At 65.2% G+C, this 22924-nt stretch carries 25 protein-coding genes and 1 pseudogene; 12 read left to right on the plus strand and 14 right to left on the minus strand.

The window, feature by feature from the left end; translation table 11 throughout:
* Positions 1-28: 28 nt before the first annotated feature.
* A complete protein-coding gene (locus VJS90_RS17990) occupies positions 29-511 on the plus strand; it encodes a TIGR02444 family protein (protein WP_324122992.1) in 483 nt (160 codons plus the stop codon).
* Here VJS90_RS17990 and VJS90_RS17995 read toward each other — a convergent pair.
* Positions 487-1365 carry an AlgP family protein gene (locus VJS90_RS17995; RefSeq protein WP_324122993.1) on the minus strand — a complete coding sequence of 293 codons (879 nt, stop codon included), beginning with the start codon at positions 1363-1365 and terminating at the stop codon, positions 487-489. The two genes, VJS90_RS17990 and VJS90_RS17995, sit on opposite strands and share 25 nt — an antisense overlap.
* A 171-nt stretch (positions 1366-1536) precedes the next feature.
* Between VJS90_RS17995 and VJS90_RS18000 the strand changes: the two genes are divergently transcribed.
* Complete coding sequence (locus VJS90_RS18000; protein WP_324122994.1) at positions 1537-2202, plus strand: FKBP-type peptidyl-prolyl cis-trans isomerase; 666 nt, start codon at positions 1537-1539, stop codon at positions 2200-2202.
* 8 nt (positions 2203-2210) lie between these two features.
* Here VJS90_RS18000 and rsd read toward each other — a convergent pair whose 3' ends face one another.
* The 7 genes from rsd to VJS90_RS18035 all read right to left on the minus strand — a co-directional run bounded on the left by rsd (position 2211) and on the right by VJS90_RS18035 (position 8579).
* Positions 2211-2681, minus strand: coding sequence for a sigma D regulator (gene rsd / locus VJS90_RS18005; RefSeq protein ID WP_324122995.1), 471 nt, complete (start codon positions 2679-2681; stop codon positions 2211-2213).
* A 231-nt stretch (positions 2682-2912) separates the two neighbouring features.
* The gene (locus tag VJS90_RS18010; RefSeq protein ID WP_324122996.1) at positions 2913-3431 is read right to left on the minus strand and encodes a disulfide bond formation protein B; all 519 of its coding nucleotides are present in this window, start codon (positions 3429-3431) and stop codon (positions 2913-2915) included.
* 215 nt (positions 3432-3646) lie between these two features.
* On the minus strand, positions 3647-4885 hold the full coding sequence (locus VJS90_RS18015; RefSeq protein WP_324122997.1) for a heme biosynthesis protein HemY: 1239 nt from the start codon (positions 4883-4885) through the stop codon (positions 3647-3649).
* Complete coding sequence (locus VJS90_RS18020) at positions 4882-5979, minus strand: uroporphyrinogen-III C-methyltransferase (RefSeq protein WP_324122998.1); 1098 nt, start codon at positions 5977-5979, stop codon at positions 4882-4884. The genes VJS90_RS18015 and VJS90_RS18020 overlap by 4 nt, the downstream gene beginning before the upstream one ends.
* Positions 5980-6022: 43 nt before the next feature.
* Positions 6023-6790 (minus strand): uroporphyrinogen-III synthase, encoded by a 768-nt coding sequence (locus VJS90_RS18025; RefSeq protein WP_324122999.1) that lies wholly within the window; start codon positions 6788-6790, stop codon positions 6023-6025.
* Positions 6787-7728: a hydroxymethylbilane synthase gene (gene hemC / locus VJS90_RS18030; protein WP_324123000.1), complete on the minus strand. Its 942-nt coding sequence runs from the start codon at positions 7726-7728 to the stop codon at positions 6787-6789. Before hemC ends, VJS90_RS18025 begins: the two co-directional genes overlap by 4 nt.
* A gap of 107 nt (positions 7729-7835) precedes the next feature.
* Positions 7836-8579 (minus strand): LytTR family DNA-binding domain-containing protein, encoded by a 744-nt coding sequence (locus VJS90_RS18035; RefSeq protein ID WP_324123001.1) that lies wholly within the window; start codon positions 8577-8579, stop codon positions 7836-7838.
* A 322-nt stretch (positions 8580-8901) separates the two neighbouring features.
* On the opposite strand from VJS90_RS18035, the gene argH reads away from it, so the two are divergent.
* Positions 8902-10296 carry an argininosuccinate lyase gene (gene argH, locus VJS90_RS18040; protein ID WP_324123002.1) on the plus strand — a complete coding sequence of 465 codons (1395 nt, stop codon included), beginning with the start codon at positions 8902-8904 and terminating at the stop codon, positions 10294-10296.
* A 130-nt stretch (positions 10297-10426) separates the two neighbouring features.
* Here argH and VJS90_RS18045 read toward each other — a convergent pair whose 3' ends face one another.
* Positions 10427-11089 carry a glutathione S-transferase gene (locus tag VJS90_RS18045; protein WP_324123003.1) on the minus strand — a complete coding sequence of 221 codons (663 nt, stop codon included), beginning with the start codon at positions 11087-11089 and terminating at the stop codon, positions 10427-10429.
* A gap of 146 nt (positions 11090-11235) precedes the next feature.
* Between VJS90_RS18045 and VJS90_RS18050 the strand changes: the two genes are divergently transcribed.
* The 3 genes from VJS90_RS18050 to VJS90_RS18060 all read left to right on the plus strand — a co-directional run bounded on the left by VJS90_RS18050 (position 11236) and on the right by VJS90_RS18060 (position 14808).
* On the plus strand, positions 11236-11535 hold the full coding sequence (locus tag VJS90_RS18050; RefSeq protein WP_158458804.1) for a hypothetical protein: 300 nt from the start codon (positions 11236-11238) through the stop codon (positions 11533-11535).
* A gap of 72 nt (positions 11536-11607) precedes the next feature.
* On the plus strand, positions 11608-11868 hold the full coding sequence (locus tag VJS90_RS18055; RefSeq protein ID WP_324123004.1) for a TIGR02647 family protein: 261 nt from the start codon (positions 11608-11610) through the stop codon (positions 11866-11868).
* Between the two features lie 90 nt (positions 11869-11958).
* Positions 11959-14808 carry a class I adenylate cyclase gene (locus VJS90_RS18060; RefSeq protein ID WP_324123005.1) on the plus strand — a complete coding sequence of 950 codons (2850 nt, stop codon included), beginning with the start codon at positions 11959-11961 and terminating at the stop codon, positions 14806-14808.
* Between the two features lie 35 nt (positions 14809-14843).
* Here VJS90_RS18060 and rnk read toward each other — a convergent pair whose 3' ends face one another.
* From rnk to cyaY, 3 genes are all read right to left on the minus strand, one after another.
* Positions 14844-15254 carry a nucleoside diphosphate kinase regulator gene (rnk, locus tag VJS90_RS18065; protein ID WP_324123006.1) on the minus strand — a complete coding sequence of 137 codons (411 nt, stop codon included), beginning with the start codon at positions 15252-15254 and terminating at the stop codon, positions 14844-14846.
* A 148-nt stretch (positions 15255-15402) separates the two neighbouring features.
* Entirely contained in the window at positions 15403-15624 is a 222-nt protein-coding gene (locus VJS90_RS18070) for a DUF1289 domain-containing protein (RefSeq protein ID WP_324123007.1), read from the minus strand.
* A gap of 1 nt (position 15625) precedes the next feature.
* Positions 15626-15958: an iron donor protein CyaY gene (gene cyaY, locus VJS90_RS18075; protein ID WP_324123008.1), complete on the minus strand. Its 333-nt coding sequence runs from the start codon at positions 15956-15958 to the stop codon at positions 15626-15628.
* A gap of 171 nt (positions 15959-16129) precedes the next feature.
* On the opposite strand from cyaY, the pseudogene lptM reads away from it, so the two are divergent.
* The 6 genes and pseudogenes from lptM to VJS90_RS18105 all read left to right on the plus strand — a co-directional run.
* Positions 16130-16261, plus strand: a pseudogene (lptM, locus tag VJS90_RS18080) (LPS translocon maturation chaperone LptM); the annotation flags it as partial.
* Between the two features lie 15 nt (positions 16262-16276).
* A complete protein-coding gene (gene lysA, locus VJS90_RS18085; protein ID WP_324123010.1) occupies positions 16277-17524 on the plus strand; it encodes a diaminopimelate decarboxylase in 1248 nt (415 codons plus the stop codon).
* A gap of 4 nt (positions 17525-17528) precedes the next feature.
* The gene (gene dapF, locus VJS90_RS18090; protein ID WP_324123011.1) at positions 17529-18359 is read left to right on the plus strand and encodes a diaminopimelate epimerase; all 831 of its coding nucleotides are present in this window, start codon (positions 17529-17531) and stop codon (positions 18357-18359) included.
* 13 nt (positions 18360-18372) lie between these two features.
* Positions 18373-19083 carry a DUF484 family protein gene (locus tag VJS90_RS18095; protein WP_324123012.1) on the plus strand — a complete coding sequence of 237 codons (711 nt, stop codon included), beginning with the start codon at positions 18373-18375 and terminating at the stop codon, positions 19081-19083.
* The gene (gene xerC / locus VJS90_RS18100) at positions 19083-19982 is read left to right on the plus strand and encodes a tyrosine recombinase XerC (protein ID WP_324123013.1); all 900 of its coding nucleotides are present in this window, start codon (positions 19083-19085) and stop codon (positions 19980-19982) included. The genes VJS90_RS18095 and xerC overlap by 1 nt, the downstream gene beginning before the upstream one ends.
* On the plus strand, positions 19979-20674 hold the full coding sequence (locus VJS90_RS18105; RefSeq protein WP_324123014.1) for an HAD-IA family hydrolase: 696 nt from the start codon (positions 19979-19981) through the stop codon (positions 20672-20674). Before xerC ends, VJS90_RS18105 begins: the two co-directional genes overlap by 4 nt.
* Positions 20675-20779: 105 nt before the next feature.
* Here VJS90_RS18105 and sutA read toward each other — a convergent pair whose 3' ends face one another.
* Both sutA and VJS90_RS18115 read right to left on the minus strand, forming a co-directional pair.
* Positions 20780-21106 (minus strand): transcriptional regulator SutA, encoded by a 327-nt coding sequence (sutA, locus tag VJS90_RS18110; protein ID WP_324123015.1) that lies wholly within the window; start codon positions 21104-21106, stop codon positions 20780-20782.
* Between the two features lie 465 nt (positions 21107-21571).
* Complete coding sequence (locus VJS90_RS18115) at positions 21572-22894, minus strand: ammonium transporter (RefSeq protein WP_324123016.1); 1323 nt, start codon at positions 22892-22894, stop codon at positions 21572-21574.
* Positions 22895-22924 lie beyond the last annotated feature (30 nt).

The following is a 22924-nucleotide window of genomic DNA, read 5'->3' on the forward strand; positions in this document are numbered from 1 at the left end:
TTCCTCGGTCACTGGCGCGAGTTGAACCATGCACACCGACCTGTGGAATTACGCCTTGGCCTTGTACGCCCAGCCGGGTGTCGAGGCCGCCTGCCTGCGTTTGCAGGACGAGGGCGGAGATGTCTGCCTGCTGCTCTGCGGCGCGTGGCTGCAGGCCAGGCAGGTGACCGCCAGCGAGCCGCGTGTAGCGGCCTTGTTGGCGCTGGCGGGACCCTGGCAGCGTGACGTCATTGCCCCGCTACGCCAGTTGCGCCAGCAATGGCGCAAGCAAGCGGAAGACGACCCGCAACTGGCAGCGCTGCGCGCACGCGTGAAAGGGCTGGAACTCGAGGCGGAGCGCGGCCTGTTAGGCCGGCTTGAACAGCAAGCGGCCGAATGGCCCGGGGAGAGAAAGAGGTGCAGCGAGGATTGGCTGGCCCGGCTCATGCCGGGCGCTGCCATGGCCGAGGACGCGCTGCAGCATCTGCGCGTCTCGGCCCAGGCGCTTCAGGACGGCGAGGACGTCGACTGAGCCGCGGCGCTGGCGGGCGTAGCGCCGGTGGCGGTGGAGGCCGGTGTGGCCTCGCTGGTGTTCGTCGCTGCCGCGTTCGGAGCTGCAGGTTTGGCTGCTCGGGCGGTCGCACGCCTGGCCGGTGCCTTGGCGGCAGCTGGCTTGGCGGCAGGGTTTGTCGCGGCGGCTTTGGCCGGCGCCTTCGCCGCTGCAGGTTTGGCGGCGGATTTTGCAGCGGTGGTCCTGGCGGGCGCCTTTTGCCCAGCCGGCTTGTCAGCAGCCGAACTGGCCGGGGCCTTGGCAGCAGTAGACTTGGCAGCAGCGGCGCGGGACGAAGCCGGTTTCGCGGCGGGCTTGGCAGCGGCAGCCTTGGCCGACGCAGCGGGCTTGGCCGCAGTCCTGGTGGTTGACCTGGCAGCTCTGGCAGGCTTGGTCGCTGGTGCGTCAGCGGCCGCCTTGGCAGGTGCCTTGGCCGTGCGCTGCTCCAGCGCCTTGACCGTCGCTTCGCGCACCTTGCCAATGCCCTGGGCCAGCTTCAGGCTTTCCTGGGCATCGCTCTTGAGCTGCTGAATGTAGGTGCGGGTCTGCGACTGACGCTCCTTGAGCGAATCAAGCAACGTTTCGAGTTCATCCACCGTGGTCTTGGCCTTGGCCTGCGCCTTGGCTTTGCCAGCGGTGGCGGCATCCTGCACTTTCGTTCGGGACTTGTGCAGTTTTTCCTGAGCCTTGCCGCGTTGCTTTTCCAGCTTGGCCAGCAGTTTCTCTGCATCAGCCAGCGCTTGCGAGCAGGCCTCTTCCAGATGTTCGAGCAGGCTGCCCGACAGTTGCTGAAGCAGGTGCAACGGCGTACTTACTGGCTTCTTCTTGGCCGACATGGTTTACCTCCTGGCTGACGAGAATGCGGGTCATACTATGCTTGTGCAGCGGCCGCCGCTAGGGCATGGGACAGTGTTCGCAGCCCGGCGTTGCATGCCTGGGCAAAGTTGCTATCGTGCTGACTGCACGAACAGTTGCCGTGTCCCGCCATCGTCGTACCGGAGTTGACAGTGATCCGTTTCCTGCTAGTCGGCATCACCCTGATCGCGCCAGTTGCCATGGCTGAAACGCAGCCGGCGCCTGCCAATGGCCATGATCTTTCCTACAGTGTCGGCGCCAGCCTGGGCGAGCGCCTGCGCGAAGAAGTGCCGGGACTCGAGCTCGATGCGCTGGTCGAGGGCCTGCGCGAGGCGTACCGCCAGGAGCCGCTGAAAATCGACGCGGCGCGCCGGCAGGCCCTGCTCGATCAACATGACGAGCAAGCCAGCGCCGCTGCCACGCACGCTCAGGTCGAAAAGATGCGCGGCGAAGAAACGCGCTTCCTGGCCAACGAGCGCGCCCGCGCGGGCGTGCATGAATTGCCGGAAGGCCTCCTCTACAGCGAGCTGGCGAGCGGCAACGGCGCGCAGCCACGGGCCAAAGGCAGGGTGCAGGTGAGGTACGTGGGCAGATTGCCGGACGGCACGGTGTTCGATCAGAACCAGCAACCACAATGGTTCAGGCTGGACTCTGTGATCGAGGGATGGCAGGTGGCGCTGGAGCAGATGAAGACCGGCGCGAAGTGGCGGGTGGTCATCCCGTCGGCGCAAGCCTATGGTGCCGAGGGCGCAGGAGACCTGATCGCGCCCTATACCCCGCTGGTGTTCGAGATAGAACTGCTCGCCGTGGCCGACTGAAGCCGCTGTCAGGCCTCGACAGCGCCTTCTTCCTTGTGCGCGTTGTGCAGCACTTCGATCAGGCAGTCTTCGAGTTCGAAGCGTTCGTGCAGCAGGCTGCCCAGCTTGTTCAGCTTTTCGGCGAAGCGCTCGGCGTCGTTGCAATCACCCTTGTCGCAATGATCGTTGAAGGCCAGGGCGATCTGGGTGATTTCATGGATTCGCGGGCTGATCTGGTTGGCAAGCTCAAGGCCGCGCTGGTCGCCGAAAGACTTGGCCTCGCTGACCAACTGCTCGCTGATCTCGAAATGCCAGGCGGACACGTAGTCGACCAGGACCGCGCAGAAGTCACGGCTCTTGTCCTTGTCGGCGAAAGCGGTCCTGGCGTCGCGCAGAGTGCCAAATGCCTGCACCAGTTCTTCGCGCTCCTCCAGCCAGCGATCGATCAGTTCATGAACCCCACCCCAGCGTTCCTGTGCATTCTGGCAACTATCGAGCATGGCAATCTCTTCCCTTCTGGGTAATGCCGCCGCACCTCGCGCCACAACACTGCGGCCCAGAGGAAACGTGCGCGAAACGGCATCGAGCAGCTGTGTTTTTGGTATCCGTGCAGGGAGAGTATTCCCGCGCGCCGTGGCCTTCAAGGTACGCAGAGGACTAAGTTCATACAAGCGTTTAATACCTTCATCGGGCACCGCTTGTCGTGAGATGCCCGGCGGGGTTGAGCCAGGTCAGCCTTTGCCCGGATGCGCCAGAGCGCTGAATCGATACGCCAGCAGGCGCGACACGGGGAGGATCGCCAGCATCAGGAATGCCAGCAGGGTCCATTCGGGCAGGGTAAGGTCCAGAAAGCTCCAGTGAATAGACATGCACTCGGGACTGCCGACCAGCATCGCCTTTATGGCCTGGCACCACGGCAGGCTGTCGAGCACATGGCCGAACGCCGGCGTGCAGGTGTCTGCCATCGGCAGCGCCCCCTGCAACCACACCTGACGGGCCGCGACCAGCGCGCCAGCCGCGGCGAGCAGCAAGGACAACACCGTGTAGAGCCGTATGCCGAGCGCGCCAGGCGCATGGCAGACCGCGCACAGGCTGACCAGCGAAAAGGCCGCGAGGAAGAACCGCTGGCTGTAGCCGAGCGGGCATGGCGCCAGCCCGAAGCCGAGTTCGATGGCCCAGACCACGGCCAGGATAGCTGTCGAGGCCAGGAAAGCGGGAAGAAACGGTGAGTGGAAGCGCGCCGAGTGCATAAGGTGTCCCGGTCAGGTTGACATGGCTAGAGACGGTAGTGGAAAGCCAGGCTTTGTTTCAAGGCACTACAACCGAGACACGTCCTTATCTGAAAGGGGAAAAGGCTGAGGAGTTTGTAGGACGTTTCTGCCCTGAATACGGGCTTTTGTCAAAGCACAGAATCACCGGGCTTCGGGACAGGCCAGCCCGCGCCAAGGACGCGGGCTCGGGCCGTTCAGGCAGGGGTACCGTCAGGCAATGGCAGCGCCAGCAGGCGCTCGTCGAGCAGGCCGAGGCCTTCCTGGAACAACTGGTTGCTGCGCTGGGTATCGCCAAGGCTCGCGAGCAGGCGGGCGAGCTCGGCACAGGTCTCGGGATCACGTTGCAGGCGCAGACTGCTTTCGAGGTAGTCACGGGCCTTGCCCCACAGCCGGTTCTGCAGGCTCAGGCGGCCCAGCGTGAGCAACAGGCTAGGGTCATTGCCATGGTCCTTGAGCCATCCCTCGGCCGCTTGCAGCTGGCGCGCGGGGTCGTTGCCGCGAACCAGGCCGTAGAGGCGCGCGAGGTGGCTCTCGAACTGCTTCTTGAGCGCGGTGCGCAATACCTCTTCGGCTTCGCCCTGCGCGCCGAGCTGGCGCAGTTGCTCGGCATAGGCCAGCACCAGCTGGGGCTCCTGGCGCTGGGCCGAGGTGAGCTGCTGCCAGGCCCGCTCCAGCGACTGGCGAGCGCTCTGCCGATCCTCGCCCCGGGTCGAGGCCAGGTTCAGGTTTTCGCCCCAGGCGCGCTGCTCGAGCGCGGTGAGTTCGCCGGCCGAGAGCACCTTGCCCTTGCGCAGCTCGGGCAGCAGGCGGATCAGCGCAGGCCATTCGCCGCGCTCACGGTGCAAGCGCTGCAGCAGCCGCAGCACCTGGGTGTTATGTGGATACCGCTCCTGCATGGCCTGCAGGGTCTCCAGCGCCGCATCCATGTCGCCACGGTCCATCTGCAGCTGGGCATGGGTCAACGCCACTGCGAGCTCGGCCTGGGGCTGACGCTCCAGCGCACGCTCGAGCAACTGGTCGCTGTCTTCGGTACGCCCCTGCTCGTTGGCCGCGCGAGCGGCGCCGAGGTAGTACAAAAGGGGATGGCGCTCATGCTCCGCCGCGCGCTGCAAGTGCTTCTGGGCACTGGCCCAGCGGCCTTCGGCGAGGTCCAGCTGGCCTTGCTCGATGGCGATCCGCGTGCGACGGCTGCGATTGCGGCGCGACCATGGATTGACCGCGCCGGTGGAGGTCAGCACCAGGCCGATCAGGTAACGCGCGAGCAACAGGCACAGGACGACGGCCACCAGCGCACCCAGCGCCGCCCACAGACCGGACTGATAGCGAAAACCGCCGTAGGCGATCAGCACGTAGCCGCTGTGCTTGGCGATGGCGATCCCCAGTGCGGCAGCCACGGCGATCGCCACCACCGCCAGGAGGTACACGCGCTTCATGGCTTGGTCCCCTCTTCGACCCGCAGGTGGCGGCGCTCGATATAGGCCTGCACCGCGGTCAGGCTCTCGCTCAGGTCAGGCACCACCACCGAGACCGGTTCCTGGGCCAGGGCGTTGAGGCTGTCGAGCATGGCCTTGCTCTGCGGATTATCAGCGTTGAAGTTGGTCAGCAACACGCTGCGCGCATCATCCAGGGCCTGGGTGTAGACCTTGGCTTCACCATTGAGCGCGGCCCACTGGGCCTGCTCGATGGTCAGGCTCAAGGCCAGGCGCAGCTGGTTCAGCGACTGCCCGGACAGCAATGGACGGACATTTTCGTCGGCGTTGAAATCAATCTCGAAGTACTTGGAGATCTCGGCCCACCACTGCGACAAGCGGCTGGCGACGTCGCCATCGGCGGTCAGCGCGCCCACGGCATCGGCATTGGTGTCGAACTCGGGCGCCACGGCGCTGAGCTGCTGCACTTGCTCGCGCTGGGCGGCGAGCCTGAGGAACAGGCCGGTACGGTCGGGCTGCTTGACGCTATTGAGGGTAGCCAGGCTGCGGGCCAGCTGTTCACGCGCGGCGAAGGAAGCGGGGTCGCTCTGCTCGCGCAGGATCTCGTCGGCGCCCTCGACCAGCGCACGGGCGCTGCTGATGTCTTGCAGCGCCGAAAGGCGCAAGGTCGCAAGTCGCAGGAGGTGTTCGGCCTCGGCCAGGCGCCAGTCCTTGCGGCTGGCACCAAGAACGGTTTCCAGACGCTGGCTTAGGCGCTGCTGATCGCCCTGAAGCTGCGCCACCAGGCGGCGGCGGTCTTCGAGTTCGCTGGCCGGTGGCAGCGAGGACAGCTGCGCGGTCATCTGCTGCTCGCGCTGCTGCAGCGATTCGGTGCGCTCGTTGAGCACTTGCAGGTGCTGACCCTGCCCCTGCTCGCTGCCCTGCAGCTGGCGTACCTGCCAGACACCCCAGCCGCCGACCGCGACGCCGGCGGCGCCCAGCAGCAGTGCAAGCATTGCCAGGCCGTTGCCCGAGCGCCTGGCGGGCGCGGCAGAGGTCGGTTCTGACGCCTCGGGCGTCGTTTGCTGTTCATTGTTGGACAAGACAGTCTCGCTCACGTATCCATCCTTTGCATTGGGCGCCCGCTCTGGGCCCGGCGCCTTAAGGGGCAGGTGCAGCAGTCTGCTGCACGGCTGCCAGCAAGGCCGTGGCACTGGCACCACGGCAATCCACAACATGCTGCGCGCCAATGGCCCGAGCCTGGTCGGCGACTCGTCCACTGGGCACGAACAGCGGCAATCGCGCCAGCCGTGGCCAATCGGCGCCAGCCAATTGTTGCAAGTGTTCAAGACCTTGCCCACTGCTGACCACCAGGCCGTTCAGGCGTTCCGCCTCGATGGTGCGCACCAGGGCGTGGGCCGGGTAGCTTGGCAGTCGACGGCGATACAGTTCCAGATAATCGACCCTAGCACCTTGCTCGGCAAGACGCTCGGCGAGCCATTCGCGACCTCCCTCCCCGCGCACGATCAGCACGCGTGCGCCAGGACCGGCAATCGCCTGTCCCAGCGCAGGTAACGCCAGCAAGGCCTCGCTGTCATCGCCGCCTTCGGGAAAACGTGCTTCAAGGCCGCGCTCGGCCAGCACCTGGGCAGACGCTGCGCCCACGGTGAACCACGCCAACCCCGGCGCGTGCGGGCACAGGCGTGCCAGCAGGTCGAGCAAGGCCCGCGCCGCCGGCTTGCTGATCACGATGGCCGCCTGGTAGCGATCGAGCTGGCGGACCGCGTCGAGCTCGTGCTCGGCCAGTGGCCGGGGCTCGATTTCCAGCAACGGCAGGCTGCTGCTCTGGATCCCGGCATCAGCCAGGGTCTGGGCAAGCGCCGCGCAATCCTGGGCCGGCCGGGTCAGCAGCAGGCGCCAGCCGCTCACGGATGACCGGCCTCGCCGTAGACTTCCTTGAGGATGGCCTCGGCGCCTTGTGCCAGCAGGTCCTCGGCGACCTGCACGCCCAAGGCCTGGGCCTCGCCGCGCGGTGCGCGGGCCTGGGCCACCAGCACGGTGCCGCCGCTGGGCTGGCCGACCAGGCCGCGCAACCACAGCTGGTCGCCTTCAAGCACCGCGTAGCAGGCGATCGGCACCTGGCAGCCGCCGTTCAGGCGCTTGTTGAGCGCACGCTCGGCCACCACGCGGTCGGCAGAGTCGACATGGTGCAACGGCGCCAGCAAGGCATGGATTTCGGTATCGGCGGTGCGGCACTCGATGCCCACGGCACCCTGCCCGCCCGCGGGCAGGCTGTCATCGACGCTGAGGCTGTCGGTGATACGGTCCTCGAAACCCAGGCGAATCAGCCCCGCCGCCGCCAGAATGATCGCGTCGTACTCACCGGCATCGAGCTTGGCCAGGCGGGTGTTGACGTTGCCACGCAGAAAGCGGATCTGCAGGTCGGGCCGGCGCGCCAGCAGCTGGGTCTGGCGGCGCAGGCTGGAGGTCCCGACGACGCTGCCCGCAGGCAGGGCGGCCAGGTTCGGAAAGTGGTTGGAAACAAACGCATCGCGCGGGTCTTCGCGCTCGCAGATGCAGAACAGCCCCAGGCCTTCGGGAAAGTCCATCGGCACATCCTTCATCGAATGCACGGCGATGTCGGCCTGCTGCTCGAGCAGCGCGGTTTCAAGCTCTTTGACGAACAGACCCTTGCCGCCGATTTTCGACAACGGCGAATCGAGCAGCTTGTCGCCCCGGCTGACCATGGGCACCAGGCTCACCTTGAGGCCGGGATGTGCCTGCTCCAGACGGGCCTTGACGTATTCGGCCTGCCACAGGGCCAGGGCACTTTTGCGGGTGGCAATACGGATTTCACGAGTGGACATGAACAGCCCCGAACGAGAGAAATGCCGCCGATGATAACAGCTCCAAGGGCGTGCTCAGCAGATCCAGGTCAGGTGACGGCCATCCGTGGTCCGTCGTGGGCGATCACTCAGAGCCCTTGCATCATCTTGCGCACACCCGCCACGTGGCGCCGGCTGACGGTGAGAGCATCGCCTTCCAGGCCCCTGAGAAACAGCTGAAAGTGGCCCAGCGGGGTGCGTTGCAGGCGCTCGATGCGCTCGCGGGCGACCAGGGCGTTGCGGTGAATACGCACGAAGCGGTCGCCAAACTCGTCTTCCAGCGCCTTGAGCGGCTCGTCCAGCAGCACCTCGCCCGCCTCGTGGCGCAGGGTGACGTACTTGTGGTCGGCGATGAAATAGATGACCTGGGGCAAGGGAATCAGCTCGATGCCCTTGCGTGTTCGCGCACTGATGTGGCTGCGCGGCCCGGCGCCGCTTTCGACTGCCGGACGGGTGAGCGCCGCCAGTTGCGTGCGGTTGGGGCGTTCTGCCTTGCGCAGCGCGTCGCGCAGATGCTGGGGCTGGGCCTGCTTGGCTACATGGCTCATGGTGCTGTCCTTGAAGGACTCGTCGGTAAATTCGTCACCGGTACAAAACACCACCGCTGGCGGTGCTTCGCGCTCGCACAGCCGCGCGGCGACCTGCAGACCATCGAGCCCGGGCATGACGATGTCCAGCAGGACCACGTCGGGCTTGAGACTGTCGATCAGGGCCAGGGCTTCTTCACCGTTGGTAGCGCTTGGCTCCAGCACGGTGTAGCCCTCCAGCTCGCCGAGCAGGCGGCTCAGGCGCTCACGGACTTGGGGTTCGTCATCAACGATCAGGACATTCATATTGCGCTGGATTCCTGAGTGAGTCTCGCACAAGGTTAGCGTAGACAGATGAGGGTTCGACGCTCACGGCGATCCACGCTGAGACTCGTACGATGGCTAAAGATTCACTGGCGCGGCGGCAAATACCGCTGAGCCTCTGTCCAACTGTAGACGGTTGCCAGAGCGCTGCCGTTCAATCGGTAAATATCCTTTTGCAGAGCCCTCGCTTGTGTCACGCACCTGCCCTCGGCCTGCATTTCTCTCGACCGGCGTCCTGCGGCAAGCCGTGCAACCCTGCTATTATCGGCGCCACTTTTTTCTCACGCCTTCAACGAGTGAACCCATGAGCACCGACAAGACCAATCAGTCCTGGGGCGGCCGCTTCAGTGAACCCGTCGACGCCTTCGTCGCCCGCTTCACCGCTTCGGTCAACTTCGACCAGCGCCTGTACCGCCACGACATCATGGGTTCGATCGCCCACGCCACCATGCTGGCCAAGGTCGGCGTGCTCACCGATGCCGAGCGCGACACCATCATCGATGGCCTCAAGACCATCCAGGGCGAGATCGAGGCCGGCAACTTCGACTGGCGCGTCGACCTTGAAGACGTGCACATGAACATCGAAGCGCGCCTCACCGACCGCATCGGCATCACCGGCAAGAAGCTGCACACCGGCCGCAGCCGCAACGACCAGGTGGCCACCGACATCCGCCTGTGGCTGCGCGACGAGATCGACCTGATCCTGGCCGAGATCACCCGCCTGCAGCAGGGCCTGCTGGAGCAGGCCGAGCGCGAAGCCGAAACCATCATGCCCGGCTTCACTCACCTGCAGACCGCGCAACCCGTGACCTTCGGCCACCACCTGCTGGCCTGGTTCGAGATGCTCAGCCGTGATCACGAGCGTCTGGTCGACTGCCGCAAGCGCACCAACCGCATGCCCCTGGGCAGCGCCGCGCTGGCGGGCACCACCTACCCGATCGACCGCGAGCTGACCTGTCAGCTGCTGGGCTTCGAGGCCGTGGCCGGCAACTCGCTGGACGGTGTTTCGGACCGGGACTTCGCCATCGAGTTCTGCGCCGCCGCCAGCATCGCGATGATGCACCTGTCGCGCTTCTCCGAGGAGCTGGTGCTGTGGACCAGCGCGCAGTTCCAGTTCGTCGACCTGCCTGACCGTTTCTGCACCGGCAGCTCGATCATGCCGCAGAAGAAGAACCCGGACGTGCCCGAGCTGGTGCGTGGCAAGAGCGGCCGTGTGTTCGGCGCCCTGACTGGCCTGCTGACCCTGATGAAGGGCCAGCCGCTGGCCTACAACAAGGACAACCAGGAAGACAAGGAGCCGCTGTTCGACGCCGCCGACACCCTGCGTGACTCGCTGCGTGCCTTTGCCGACATGATCCCGGCGATCAAGCCGCGCCATGCCATCATGCGCGAGGCCGCGCTGCGTGGTTTCTCCACCGCCACCGACCTGGCCGACTACCTGGTCCGCCGTGGCCTGCCGTTCCGTGATTGCCACGAGATCGTCGGGCATGCCGTGAAATATGGCGTGGACACTGGCAAGGACCTGGCCGAGATGAGCCTGGACGAGCTGCGCCAGTTCAGCGACCAGATCGAACAGGATGTGTTCGCGGTGCTGACGCTGGAAGGCTCGGTGAACGCGCGTGACCACATTGGCGGGACCGCACCGGCGCAAGTGCGGGCAGCCGTGGTACGGGGCCGGGAGTTGCTCGGTTCGCGTTGAGCTTGCTGGGGCTGCGTTGCAGCCCATCGCGGCACGAGGCCGCTCCCACAGGTCCAGGCATCGACTGCGATACAAACTGTGGGAGCGGCCTCGAGCCGCGATGGGCCGCTTAGCGGCCCCCCGACCCCGATCAGCCGTATTTACGGCGCATCATTTCCAGAAACTGCGGCATCAGCGCTTCCTTGTCCGCCAGAATCGTCTTCATGTGCGGATTATCCCCAAGCCGCTTGAGCAACGCTTGCGCCTCCGGGAACCCGTCCAGCAGGTCGATCCCCAGCACCTTCTTGCCAACGGCACTCGCAAGGTCCACCGAGAAGCCGAACATCAGGTCTGCGAGGGTCAGCGCCTCTCCCGCCACATAAGGCGCGAATTTCCCATTGCGCTTGAGCGTGGCGAACCCCGCCAGCAGCTCGGTGCGAGCCTTCTCCTTCACCAGCGGTTCGACCTGCAGGCCAAAGAACGCCTCCGCATAGCAGGTACGCGCTGGCAGCTCGATGTACAACTCGATTTCCTTGAGCAGCTCACGCACCTTGGCCTGGCCAAAGGCGTCAGCGGGCAGCAGCGGCTTGCCGCCCTGGGTCTGCTCGATGTAATCGAGGATCACGCTGGTTTCACTGAGAAAACCGTGCTCGGTCTCCAGCACGGGGACCTTGCCGCGCGGGCTGACGGCCAGCGCTTGGGGGGTCTGCTCGGCGAAAAACAGTACCTCTTCGAAAGGCACGCCTTTTTCCAGCAGCGCCAGCTTGACCATGTTGTAGTAATTGCTGACCGCGAATCCGTGAAGCTTGAGCATGTAGACAGCCTCCAGGCCGTAAGGGGATGGCCGGGCAGTTATAGACCGGTTGCCCCTGCCCTGGCCAGCGTCATGCGCGCGGTCAATGGCGAGGCATTGACGAGCAAGGCGTGGCAAACTGTGCGTCCACCCACAGGAGTAGCGCCATGAGCGAGCCCACCGATATCGACAACGACGATGAAGAAGCCTTCGCCGAGGCAACCCTGACCGAGGCGATCGAGAACCAGATCGAGAGCGACAACCCGCCTGCCGCCAAGGCCACGTTCAACAAGCTCACCCTGGTCGGCTACGAAAAAGAGGACATCATCAACCTGATGGCCCACGTGCTGGCGTTCGAGATCGACGCAATGCTCAAGGAAGACCGGGCATTCAACACCGAGTGGTACGAAGCCGCGCTGCGCAACCTGCCAGAGCTTCCACCTGAGGAAGATCAAGGCAACGCCTGAAAACCCTGACTACACTGCAAGACCAGGCACCGGCACCGGTGCCCCGTCCTTGTCTGGAAGTCAGGAGTCATCATGTCCTTCACCCCCGATCTGATTGCCGAACTCGAAGTGCTTGCCCTGTTCAACCTGGACAACCACCAGGAGGGCATCAAGGTGCACACCACCGCCTCACCCGAGCTGGTGGCCGCTGCCCGGCGGCTGTACGAGAAAGAACTGACCGACCAGCCCGATGGCGGCTATCTGACCAGCCTGGGCCAGGACGCGGCCGAGCAGGCGCAGAAGCTGCTGATCATCCTCAACGTCGCCGAACGGAGCGAGCCCGCCGGCGCTTGAAAATTGGCGTCAATAAACAAATACCGCTTAATCCGACCGCGCCACTCAGGCTAAACTCGCCAGAGCTTTTCCGCCCTGCCTGAGTGCGCGATGACACACCCCCACGAAATCTGTCCCGACCTGGATGAAGGCATCGACCGCAAGGTGCTCACGCAACTGCGCGGGCGCTTCCTGCAGCTCAACCGGGGCCGGCTTGCGCGAGCGATGGCCGGGTTGTCGAGCCGGCAACAGCAGGTGCTGACCCTGCTGCCGCTGTTTTTTCACGTCAATCACCCGCTGCTGCCAGGCTATGTGTCTGGCGCTACACCCGCCGGCCTGTCGGGGTTTGAACCCGACCCCGGCATGCTGGCCGAAGCCCAGCGCCTGACGCGCTCGTTTTCCTACAAACCCCGTCACGGCCCGAGGCCGATCCATGGCCTGTACCTGATGGGCAGCCTCGGTACCCTGGCACAGGCCGAGCAGAGCGACATGGACCTGTGGGTCTGCCATGCCCACGACCTGGCCGACACCGAGCAAGCGGAGCTGCGCCGCAAGTGCCAGCTGCTCGAGACGTGGGCCGCGAGCCAAGGCACCGAGGCTCATCTTCACCTGATCGAGTCACGAGGCTTCGTGCAGGGTGAGCGCGATGGCGCTCTGGGCTCGGACGATTGCGGCAGCACCCAGCACTACCTGCTGCTCGACGAGTTCTATCGCACCGCCATCTGGCTGGCGGGGCGCACGCCACTGTGGTGGCTGGTGCCGGTGTCGCAGGAGGTGAACTACCACGCCTACACCCAGACCCTGCTGTCCAAGCGCTTCATTCGCGCCGAGGACAACCTCGACCTGGGGCACCTGGCACACATCCCGCCGGGCGAGTTCGTCGGCGCAGGGCTCTGGCAGCTGTTCAAGGGCATCGACTCGCCCTACAAGTCAGTGCTCAAGCTGCTGCTGACCGAGGTCTATGCCAGCGAGCATCCCCACGTGCGCTGCCTGAGCCTGACGTTCAAAGAAGCTGTTTTCGCCAACCAGCTCGACCTGGACGCGCTCGACCCCTACATCATGGTCTACCGGCGCATCGAGCAGTACCTCAAGCAGCGCGGCCAGCTCGAACGCCTCGAACTGGTGCGGCGCAGCCTGTACCTGAAGGTCGGCAAGAAACTCGTCGAGCCGGGCCGGCAGCGCGACGATTGCTGGCAGCGCAGCCTGCTACGGAGTCTGACCACCGAGTGGGGATGGGACGACAGCCAGCTGGCCATGCTCGACAGCCGCAGCCAGTGGAAGGTGCGTCAGGTGGCCAGCGAGCGCGGTGAACTGGTGGCCGAGCTCAACCACAGCTACCGTTTCCTCAACCAGTTCGCCCGTAACCTCAACGCCAGCAACCGCGCTGCCCAGCGCGACCTGAACGTGCTGGGCCGGCGCCTGTACGCAGCGTTCGAGCGGCGCGCGGGCAAGATCGAGGTTGTCAATCCTGGCATCGCTCCCGACCTTGCCGAAGACACCCTCACGCTGGTCCACTCGCCCAACCGCAAGGAACCGGGCTCGCATCACTGGGGGTTGTACAACGGCAACCTGGCGGTCCATGAGTGGGAGCACTCTCCTGCGCTCAAGCGCTGCCGCGAGCTGCTGGAACTGCTGGTCTGGGCCCACCGTAACGGGGTCATCGACAGCAGCACGCGCCTGGCGCTGCACCCCGGCGAGAGCGACCTGAGCGAGGTCGAGCTGTTCAACCTGCTGGGCAGCCTGCAACAGACCGTGCCGCTGCCACTGGCCACGGTCAGCGAGATCCGCCTGCTGCAACCCAGCGTACCCGTGGAGATTCTGCTGCTGGTCAACGTCGGCCTCGACCCGCTGCGCCATCATCGGGAACAGAACATCCTGATGACGACCGAGCGCACCGACTCGCTGAGCTATGCGGGGGTGCGCGAGAACCTGGTGCTGAGCCTCGACCAGGTTACCCTCAACAGCTGGAACGAAGTGCTGGTGCAGCGCTATGACGGCGAGCACGCGCTGATGCGCTGCGTGCGCGATTTTCTCAACGGCCTGGGCCGGCGCCCGCAGCGTCCGCGCCTGCGCGTGCGCTGCTTCTGCCACAACCGCGCGCAGGCCATCAGTGACCGCGTGGAGGAAGTTTTCGACACGGTGCAACTGCTGCACGACCAGGGGCTGAACTATCGCTACCTGCTGCAGGTGCAGCAGTACACCCACGTGCTGGAGCTGCAGCCCGGACAGGTAAGCCTGGTGACGCTAGAGGACCAGGAGGCCCTGTTGGCCTGCCTGGGTGAGGAACGCGGCGAGTACAGCCCGCTGTATCTCGATGCCAACGCCCTGCAGGACGGCGACCTGCCAGTGTTGCTGGAACAGGGCCAGCCGCAGTGCATCCAGGTGTTCTACCGGTTGCTGGACGGCTACGCCGATGTCCATGTGCTCGATGAGCACAACGCCTTGTGGCAGCAACGCGTGGTGCTGCACGACGAGCCCAGCCTGCTGTTGCCACTGCACCGGTTCCTGCTGTCGGTGGTGTTCCGCCACGACGCCCGGCAGGCCGTAGACAGCCTGCAGCAACGGTCGCTGGATATCCTGTACTACCAGTTGCTGCCGTCAGGCAACGGCAGGGCGCGCCGCCTGGAGCCGCGCCCGTCGCCGGGCACCCAGGCCGGTCAGCCCTTCTATGAGGTGCAGGCGATCGTGCAGGCGGGCGCGGATGATGAGGTGCACGTGACCTTGTACTGCAACCAGCAGGAGTTTTCGCAGCTGGAGCATGGCGACCAGCTATATGCCGTGGTCGCTCGCAAGATCATCGGGCAACGCCGGAGCGCGGAGCGTTACCGGTGCTACATCACGGACCTGGACCTGTCGGAGGTGCTGGGCGAGGACCAGGGTTCGACCGTGCTCTACCTGCGCTACAAGCAGCACCTGGAGCAGGCGCTCAACGAAGGTCTGGAGCAGGTATTGTCAGCCTGAGCGGGCGGTGATGCCGATACGCGGGGGCGGCGTCTTCAGAGGTCGAAATCACCGGCGGCTTCGGGCTGGTACTCGACCTCCAGCAACTTGAGCTTCAGGGTCTTGCCACCCGGTGCCGGCCAGTCGATCTGCTCGCCTACCGACAACCCCAGCAGGGCGCAGCCGATCGGGGCCAGGATCGAGACCTTGCCCTCGCCGCCCGCATCCTTCGGGTACACCAGGGTCAGGTGGTAGTCCTTGCCGCTGGCCTCTTCGCGGCAGTGCACGCGCGAGTTCATGGTCACCACGCCAGCCGGCACCTCTTCGTGACCGACCACCTGTTCGGCGCGGTCCAGCTCATCCTGCAGGGCGAGCACGCCCGGCGTCTGCTCGTCGAGGTTTTCGATCAGGCGCTCAAGACGCTGTACATCCAGTCGGGTGAGGATAAGGGAAGGCTTGGTGCTCATGATCCAGTCAGGCTCCTTTGCGGTGCAGGAAATGTCCCGGGCAGATAAAGCAAAACCCCGCCCAAGGGCGGGGTTTGCGTGGCAATCGGCGGCGCCGATGCAGGCTCGACACTACCACAGCACCGCAAATACACAAGGGGCTGGGGGGTCAGTGCAGCGCGGCTTCGCTGCGCCTGGCCCGCGCCTGCTGGCAGATCTCGCGGCGGCGCTGGTCATCGGCCGAACGCCACTCGCGAATGTGCTCCACCGGGCGTTGGCAGCCCGTGCAGACCTTGTGCTCGTCCAGCCGGCAGACATTGATGCACGGCGATGGCACCGCAGGGCTGACATTGCTGTAGAGCGGCTTGGGTGGCCGTGGCGTGGTGGTCATCTCAGATCTCGTCGAAGTCCAGCTTGGCCCCGGCGCGCTCCCAGACGATGCGCTCGAGCATCTCGCCCAGCAATTCCTCGCTCTTCTCGCAGGTCCACTTGCCGCTTTCTTCATCGAAGTCGAAGTGAAAACCACCGGAACGATCGGCCAGCCACAGCTGGCGCAGCGGCTCCTGCCGGCTGAAGATCAGCTGGCTGCCGTTCTCGAACCTGACGGTCAGCACGCCAGCGGAAATTTCCATGTCCAGGTCCAGGTCACTCTCATCGAACAGGTCTTCGAGGGCCTGTTGGGTCGCGTCGACCAGGTCGTGAAAACGCGCTTCGCTCAAACTCATTGCAAGAACCTCGAAAATGACTGCATACACGCAAGCCCGGCACGATACGAGCGCCAGGCCACGAATGCAAAGGATAACACCCGCCGCCCGGCGGGCCGGTGGCTGCATAGGCAAGCAGGCAGGCGCTCGGTATACTCGGGCGCAATACTGCTTATTTCAAAGGATTTCGCCATGAAGCGCCTGATTTCCTCCCTCGCGGCGCTGGTCGCGGTTGCCTGCCTTGTCTCGGCCTGCGGCCAGAAGGGCCCCCTGTACCTGCCCGACGACAGCAAGGACGGCAAGACGTCGCAACAGCACCAGCACTGATAAGGGATACACATGGACGCTTTCAACCACCGCGGCGGTCAACTGTTCGCGGAAGGCGTGGCCTTGTCGGCCATCGCCGAACAATTCGGCACGCCAACCTACGTCTACTCGCGCGCTCACATCGAAGCCCAGTACCGCAGCTATGCCGATGCCCTGCAGGGTGTTTCGCACCTGGTGTGCTTTGCCGTCAAGGCCAACTCCAACCTCGGCGTGCTGAACCTGCTGGCCCGTCTGGGCGCAGGCTTCGACATCGTCTCGGGCGGTGAGCTCGAGCGCGTGCTGGCCGCGGGCGGACGCGCCGACCGCGTGGTGTTCTCCGGCGTCGGCAAGACCCGCGAAGACATGCGCCGCGCCCTGGAAGTGGGCGTGCACTGTTTCAACGTCGAGTCCACCGACGAGCTCGAGCGCCTGCAAGTGGTGGCCGCCGAGATGGGCCTGCGCGCCCCGGTCTCGCTGCGCGTCAACCCGGATGTCGATGCCGGCACGCACCCGTATATTTCCACAGGTCTGAAAGAGAACAAGTTCGGCATCGCCATCGCCGACGCCGAAGAAGTGTACATCCGCGCCGCGCAGCTGCCGAACCTGGAAGTGGTCGGTGTCGACTGCCACATCGGCTCGCAGCTGACCACCCTCGATCCGTTCCTCGATGCGCTCGACCGCCTGCTCGACCTGATCGACCGTCTCGGCGATTGCGGCATCCACCTGCGCCACTTGGACCTGGGTGGTGGTGTCGGCGTGCGCTATCGCGACGAAGAGCCGCCGCTGGCAGGCGACTACATCAAGGCCATCCGCGAGCGCGTCGGCGACCGTGACCTGGCGCTGGTGTTCGAACCGGGCCGCTACATCGTGGCCAACGCCGGCGTCCTGCTGACCCGCGTGGAATACCTCAAGCACACCGAGCACAAGGACTTCGCCATCGTCGACGCGGCGATGAACGACCTGATCCGCCCCGCGCTGTACCAGGCCTGGATGGACGTCAGCGCCGTGCAGCCACGCGAAGGCGAAGGCCGCAGCTATGACGTCGTCGGCCCGATCTGCGAGACCGGCGACTTCCTGGCCAAGGACCGCGTGCTGAACCTGGCCGAAGGCGACCTGCTGGCCGTGCATTCGGCCGGTGCCTACGGCTTTGTCATGAGTTCGAACTACAACACCCGTGGCCGCTGCGCCGAAGTGCTGGTCGATGGCGACCAGGCCTTCGAAGTGCGTCGCCGCGAGACCGTGGCCGAGCTGTACGCTGGCGAAAGCCTGCTGCCGGAGTGAGTCCATGCTGCTGCGTTTTACCAAGATGCACGGGCTGGGCAACGACTTCATGGTCCTTGACCTGGTCAGCCAGCACGCGCACATCCAGCCCAAGCACGCCAAGCAATGGGGCGACCGTCATACCGGCATAGGTTTCGACCAGCTGCTGATCGTCGAGGCGCCGAGCAATCCGGAGGTGGATTTCCGCTACCGGATCTTCAACTCCGATGGCTCGGAAGTCGAGCAGTGCGGCAACGGCGCGCGCTGCTTCGCGCGCTTCGTGCTCGACAAGCGCCTGACCGCGAAGAAGCGCATCCGCGTGGAAACCAAGGGCGGCATCATCGAGCTGGACGTGCGCAACGATGGCCAGGTCTGCGTCGACATGGGCCCTCCGCGCCTGGTCCCTGCAGAGATACCCTTCGAGGCGCCCGCCCAGGCCTTGAGCTATCCCCTGGACGTCGCCGGGCAACGCGTCGACCTGGCCGCCGTGTCCATGGGCAACCCCCATGCCGTGCTGCGCGTCGATAACATCGCCACGGCACCGGTGCACGAGCTCGGGCCGAAGATCGAGCACCACCCGCGTTTTCCGCAGCGGGTCAATGTCGGCTTCCTGCAGGTGATCGACCGTCATCGCGCCAACCTGCGTGTGTGGGAACGTGGCGCCGGTGAGACCCAGGCGTGCGGCACCGGCGCCTGCGCGGCAGCCGTGGCCGCGATCAGCCAGGGCTGGATGGATTCGCCGGTGTCGCTCGACCTGCCAGGTGGCCGCCTGTCCATCGAGTGGGGTGGTCCGGGCAAGCCGGTGCTGATGACAGGCCCTGCGGTACGCGTGTTCGAAGGACAGGTCCGACTCTAGACGAGGCTCCGCCATGACCGACCAGCACCAGGCTACAAACGCGCAGGCCAGCGACCTCGATGATGAGGCGGTGGCACGCTACCTGCGCGCCAACCCGACCTTTTTCGCCGCGCGTGACGAGCTGCTTGGCGAGTTGCACATTCCCCATCAGCGCGGCGACAGCGTGTCGCTGGTGGAACGCCAGCTCAAGCTGCTGCGCGATCGCAACATCGAGATGCGTCATCGGCTGTCGCAACTGATGGACGTGGCCCGGGACAACGACCGGCTGTTCGACAAGACCCGCCGGCTGATCCTCGACCTGCTCGACGCAGGCACTCTCGAAGAGGTGGTGATGGCGGTCGAGGACAGCCTGCGCCAGGAGTTCAAGGTCCCCTTCGTCAGCCTGATCCTGTTCGGTGAAAACGCCACGCCCGTGGGCCGCTGGGTCAACAGTGCCGAGGCGCACCAGGCGATCGGCGGGCTGTTGGGCAACGGCAAGACGGTCAGCGGCAACCTGCGCGATCACGAGCTCGACTTTCTGTTTGGCGCCGACCAACGCAAGGAAGTCGGCTCGAGCGCCGTCGCGACCCTGGATCACCAAGGCCTGCACGGCGTACTGGCGATCGGCAGCCGCGACCCGCAGCACTATAAAAGCAGCGTCGGCACGCTGTTTCTGAGCTACATCGCCGAAGTCCTCGGCCGCGTGGTGCCGCGCTTTACCCAGACCCTGCGATCGGTGCGCTGATGAAGGGCCAGCTGGAGGCTTATTGCGCGCACCTGCGCAATGAGCGCCAGGTGTCCGTGCACACGCAGCTGGGTTACCGCCGCGACCTCGACAAGGTGCTGGAGTACTGCGCCAGCCAAGGCATCGGCAGCTGGAATGACCTGCAGGTGCAGCAGCTGCGCCAGCTGGTGGCGCGCCAGCACCATCACGGCCAGTCCTCGCGCAGCCTCGCCAGGCTTCTGTCGGCGGTGCGGGGCCTCTACCGCTACCTCAATCGCGAAGGGCATTGCCAGCACGACCCGGCCAACGGCCTGTCGCCGCCAAAGGGCGAGCGGCGCCTGCCCAAGACCCTGGACACCGACCGCGCCCTGCAGCTGCTCGACGGCGGCGTGGACGATGACTTCATCGCCCGTCGCGACCACGCCATCCTCGAGCTGTTCTATTCATCGGGCCTGCGCCTGTCGGAGCTGACCAGCCTCGACCTGGACCAGCTCGACCTCGCCGCCGGCCTGGTCCAGGTGCACGGCAAGGGCAGCAAGACCCGTGTCCTGCCGGTGGGCCGCAAGGCCCGCGAGGCCCTGGAGCAGTGGCTCAGGCTGCGCGGCATCAGCGCTCCGCTCGACAAGGCGGTGTTCGTCAGCCGCCAGGGCCGCCGCCTGGGGCCACGCGCCATCCAGCTGCGCGTGCAGACCGCCGGCGAGCGCGAGCTCGGGCAGCACCTGCACCCGCACATGCTCCGCCATTCCTTCGCCAGCCATTTGCTCGAGTCGTCCCAGGACCTGCGCGCCGTGCAAGAGATGCTCGGCCACGCCGACATCGCCACCACGCAGATCTACACTCACCTGGACTTCCAGCACCTGGCGGCGGTGTACGACAGCGCCCATCCACGGGCCAAACGCAGCAAAGGCAGCGACTCATGACCATCAAGCTGATCACCTTCGACCTGGACGATACCCTGTGGGACACCGCGCCAGTGATAGCCAGCGCCGAGGTCGTCCTGCGCGACTGGCTGGAGGCCAATGCACCGACCCTGGGCGGCGTGCCGGTCGAGCACCTGTATGCCATTCGCGAACGCCTCGTGCAGGCCGAGCCCGGGCTCAAGCACCGCATCAGCGCCTTGCGCCGGCGTGTGCTGTTTCAAGCGCTTGAAGAGGTCGGATACAGCGAGAAGCACGCGCAAGAGCTGGCCAACGAAGGTTTCGAGGTGTTCCTGCATGCCCGTCATCAGGTCGAAGTGTTCCCCGAGGTGCAGCCGGTGCTGGAGATCCTGCGCCACCACTACATCCTGGGCGTGGTCACCAATGGCAATGCCGATGTAGGCCGGCTGGGGCTGGCGGATTATTTCAGGTTTGCCCTGTGCGCCGAGGACCTGGGGATCGGCAAGCCCGATCCCGCGCCGTTCCTCGAGGCCCTGCGGCGTGCCGAGGTAGAGGCTGGCGCCGCCGTGCACATCGGTGATCACCCGGGCGACGACATTGCTGGCGCCCAGCGCGCCGGACTGCGCGCGGTGTGGTTCAACCCGCAAGGCAAGCCCTGGACCACCGACACCCCGCCTGATGCCGAGATCCAGCGGCTCTCGCAACTGCCTGACGTCCTCGCCCGCTGGCGCTGATACGGCCTGTGGGAGAGGGTGAGCCCGCTCCCACAGTGAAAAAACCACCGCGCCACCCACAAAAAAGCCCGCAGCGACGGCGGGCTTTTCTGCTCACGGCACCACTCAGATAGGGCGGCTGCCGTACTTGTTGTCCGGCTTCTTGGGCGGATCGGCGACCACGTTGGCCTCGACTTCCTGCACCTTGCCGCCGCGGGAAAGAAACTCTTCCATCGCCTTGGCCAGTGCATCGCGCTCCTTCTGCTTGGCTTCCATGCTGGGCATGTCGTCAACCGACACCGCAGCCTTGGCCTTGCCTTTGGCAACCGGGGTGGGGCTATCGTCGTCGCCAGCACCAGACTCTACGTCGTCAGCCGCGGTTTCGAGACCCTCGTCACCATCGTCTTCGTCGCCTACTTCGAGGTCATCATTTTCCAGATCGTCGTCGCTCATGTTCTACCTCATGACTTGCGAAAAGCAGATTAGTTATAGACCAGTGTTGCCGTAGACCGACAGTCACCAGCGAAAATTCAAAGGCCGTGGGTTGGCCACCGCCTGGGGCGCCCCTGCAGTGAGTGCAGAGGCACCGTGCAGGCCCCGCTCCTGGCAAGGCCCGACGAAAAAATATCAGCGCCACCGTGCCGGAATCGCGCCATGGCAACGCGCTTCCCGGCAAGCCTAGCAAAGGGTGGCGAAGTGTGCGGACAGGTCATCAGCACCCTTCGGCGCGCATTCTAGCGCGCCCGTGGAAAAAGCAAAGTCCCTAAAACGCCCGTCCGCCTGTAAGTTTTCTGCCCACAGTCGCGAAGCCCGTCGCGCCCCGCATGAACACTCGCTGCAAACCGCTTGCAGCCGGCCCTGCGGGTAAAATCCAGGCAAAAAAATGCCCGGCGAACCGGGCACATTTTCCAATGATGCTTACAGGTTGTAGCCACGCTCGTTGTGCTGAGCCAGGTCGAGACCCACCGACTCTTCTTCGTCGCTGACCCGCAGGCCCATCACCTTGTCCAGCACCTTGAGGATCACGTAGGTTACGATCGCGGTGTAGACCACGGTGAAGAGGACGCCCTTGGTCTGGATCCAGACCTGCGCGCCGATGTCCTGTACCTCGCCAAAGCCGCCCAGGGCGGGGGCCGCGAACACGCCGGTGAGGATCGCGCCGACGATACCGCCGACACCGTGCACCCCGAAGGCATCGAGCGAGTCGTCATAGCCAAGCTTGCGCTTGAGGCTGGTGGCGCAGAAGTAGCAGATGACTCCCGACGACAGGCCGATCACCAGGGCGCCCATGGGCCCGACGGTACCGGCGGCCGGCGTGATGGCGACCAGACCGGCGACCACACCCGAGGCAATGCCCAGTGCGCTTGGCTTGCCGTGGCCGATCCACTCGGCGAACATCCAGCCCAGGGCAGCGGCGGCGGTGGCGATCTGGGTGACCAGCATGGCCATGCCCGCGGTGCCGTTGGCCGCTGCGGCGGAACCTGCGTTGAAGCCGAACCAGCCGATCCACAGCATGGCGGCGCCCATCAGGGTGTAGCCCAGGTTGTGCGGAGCCATCGGGGTGGTCGGGTAGCCTTTGCGCTTGCCCAGCACCACGCACGCCACCAGGCCCGCGATACCGGCATTGATGTGCACCACGGTGCCACCGGCGAAGTCCAGCACGCCCCAGTCCCACATCAGGGCACCATCGCCGCTCCAGACCATGTGCGCGATCGGCGCATAGACCAGGGTGAACCAGACGGCCATGAAGATCAGCATCGCCGAGAACTTCATGCGTTCGGCGAAGGCACCGACGATCAGCGCCGGGGTGATGATGGCGAAGGTCATCTGGAAGGTGATGAACACCGCTTCAGGGAAGGCGGCGGTCAGGCTGTCCGGCGTAACGCCGCTCAGGAAGGCCTTGGAGAGGCCGCCCACGAAGGAATTGAGGTTGATCACGCCCTGTTCCATACCGGTGGTATCGAACGCCAGGCTGTAGCCGTAGACCACCCACAGGATACTCATCAGGCCGGTGATGGCGAAGCACTGCATCATCACCGAAAGCACGTTCTTGGAACGCACCATGCCGCCGTAGAACAGGGCAAGGCCCGGGATCGTCATGAACAGCACCAGTGCTGTCGCGGTCAGCATCCAGGCGGTATCGCCGGAGTTCAGCACAGGGGTTGCCTCCTCTGCCAGGGCAAGGCCGGGCACTGCGAGGGACAATAGGGCTCCTAGCCCTGCGAGCTTGCGCAGAGTCATGTTGTTTTCTCCTGGGGCTTTGGGGTTTGG

The organism is Pseudomonas sp. (assembly GCF_035277045.1).
GTDB lineage: Bacteria > Pseudomonadota > Gammaproteobacteria > Pseudomonadales > Pseudomonadaceae > Aquipseudomonas.

Excerpts from the sequence above, each read along its gene's own strand:
- cyaY (WP_324123008.1), bottom strand. The coding sequence starts at position 15,958 with ATGAGTTTGAGCGAAGCGCGTTTTCACGACCTGGTCGACGCGACCCAA.
- VJS90_RS18060 (WP_324123005.1), top strand. The coding sequence starts at position 11,959 with ATGACACACCCCCACGAAATCTGTCCCGACCTGGATGAAGGCATCGAC.
- VJS90_RS18115 (WP_324123016.1), bottom strand. The coding sequence starts at position 22,894 with ATGACTCTGCGCAAGCTCGCAGGGCTAGGAGCCCTATTGTCCCTCGCA.
- VJS90_RS18050 (WP_158458804.1), top strand. The coding sequence starts at position 11,236 with ATGAGCGAGCCCACCGATATCGACAACGACGATGAAGAAGCCTTCGCC.
- VJS90_RS18105 (WP_324123014.1), top strand. The coding sequence starts at position 19,979 with ATGACCATCAAGCTGATCACCTTCGACCTGGACGATACCCTGTGGGAC.
- xerC (WP_324123013.1), top strand. The coding sequence starts at position 19,083 with ATGAAGGGCCAGCTGGAGGCTTATTGCGCGCACCTGCGCAATGAGCGC.
- rnk (WP_324123006.1), bottom strand. The coding sequence starts at position 15,254 with ATGAGCACCAAGCCTTCCCTTATCCTCACCCGACTGGATGTACAGCGT.
- VJS90_RS17990 (WP_324122992.1), top strand. The coding sequence starts at position 29 with ATGCACACCGACCTGTGGAATTACGCCTTGGCCTTGTACGCCCAGCCG.
- VJS90_RS18010 (WP_324122996.1), bottom strand. The coding sequence starts at position 3,431 with ATGCACTCGGCGCGCTTCCACTCACCGTTTCTTCCCGCTTTCCTGGCC.
- VJS90_RS18015 (WP_324122997.1), bottom strand. The coding sequence starts at position 4,885 with ATGAAGCGCGTGTACCTCCTGGCGGTGGTGGCGATCGCCGTGGCTGCC.
- VJS90_RS18055 (WP_324123004.1), top strand. The coding sequence starts at position 11,608 with ATGTCCTTCACCCCCGATCTGATTGCCGAACTCGAAGTGCTTGCCCTG.
- dapF (WP_324123011.1), top strand. The coding sequence starts at position 17,529 with ATGCTGCTGCGTTTTACCAAGATGCACGGGCTGGGCAACGACTTCATG.
- hemC (WP_324123000.1), bottom strand. The coding sequence starts at position 7,728 with ATGTCCACTCGTGAAATCCGTATTGCCACCCGCAAAAGTGCCCTGGCC.
- sutA (WP_324123015.1), bottom strand. The coding sequence starts at position 21,106 with ATGAGCGACGACGATCTGGAAAATGATGACCTCGAAGTAGGCGACGAA.
- lysA (WP_324123010.1), top strand. The coding sequence starts at position 16,277 with ATGGACGCTTTCAACCACCGCGGCGGTCAACTGTTCGCGGAAGGCGTG.
- argH (WP_324123002.1), top strand. The coding sequence starts at position 8,902 with ATGAGCACCGACAAGACCAATCAGTCCTGGGGCGGCCGCTTCAGTGAA.
- VJS90_RS18035 (WP_324123001.1), bottom strand. The coding sequence starts at position 8,579 with ATGAATGTCCTGATCGTTGATGACGAACCCCAAGTCCGTGAGCGCCTG.
- VJS90_RS18095 (WP_324123012.1), top strand. The coding sequence starts at position 18,373 with ATGACCGACCAGCACCAGGCTACAAACGCGCAGGCCAGCGACCTCGAT.
- VJS90_RS18070 (WP_324123007.1), bottom strand. The coding sequence starts at position 15,624 with ATGACCACCACGCCACGGCCACCCAAGCCGCTCTACAGCAATGTCAGC.
- rsd (WP_324122995.1), bottom strand. The coding sequence starts at position 2,681 with ATGCTCGATAGTTGCCAGAATGCACAGGAACGCTGGGGTGGGGTTCAT.
- VJS90_RS17995 (WP_324122993.1), bottom strand. The coding sequence starts at position 1,365 with ATGTCGGCCAAGAAGAAGCCAGTAAGTACGCCGTTGCACCTGCTTCAG.
- VJS90_RS18045 (WP_324123003.1), bottom strand. The coding sequence starts at position 11,089 with ATGCTCAAGCTTCACGGATTCGCGGTCAGCAATTACTACAACATGGTC.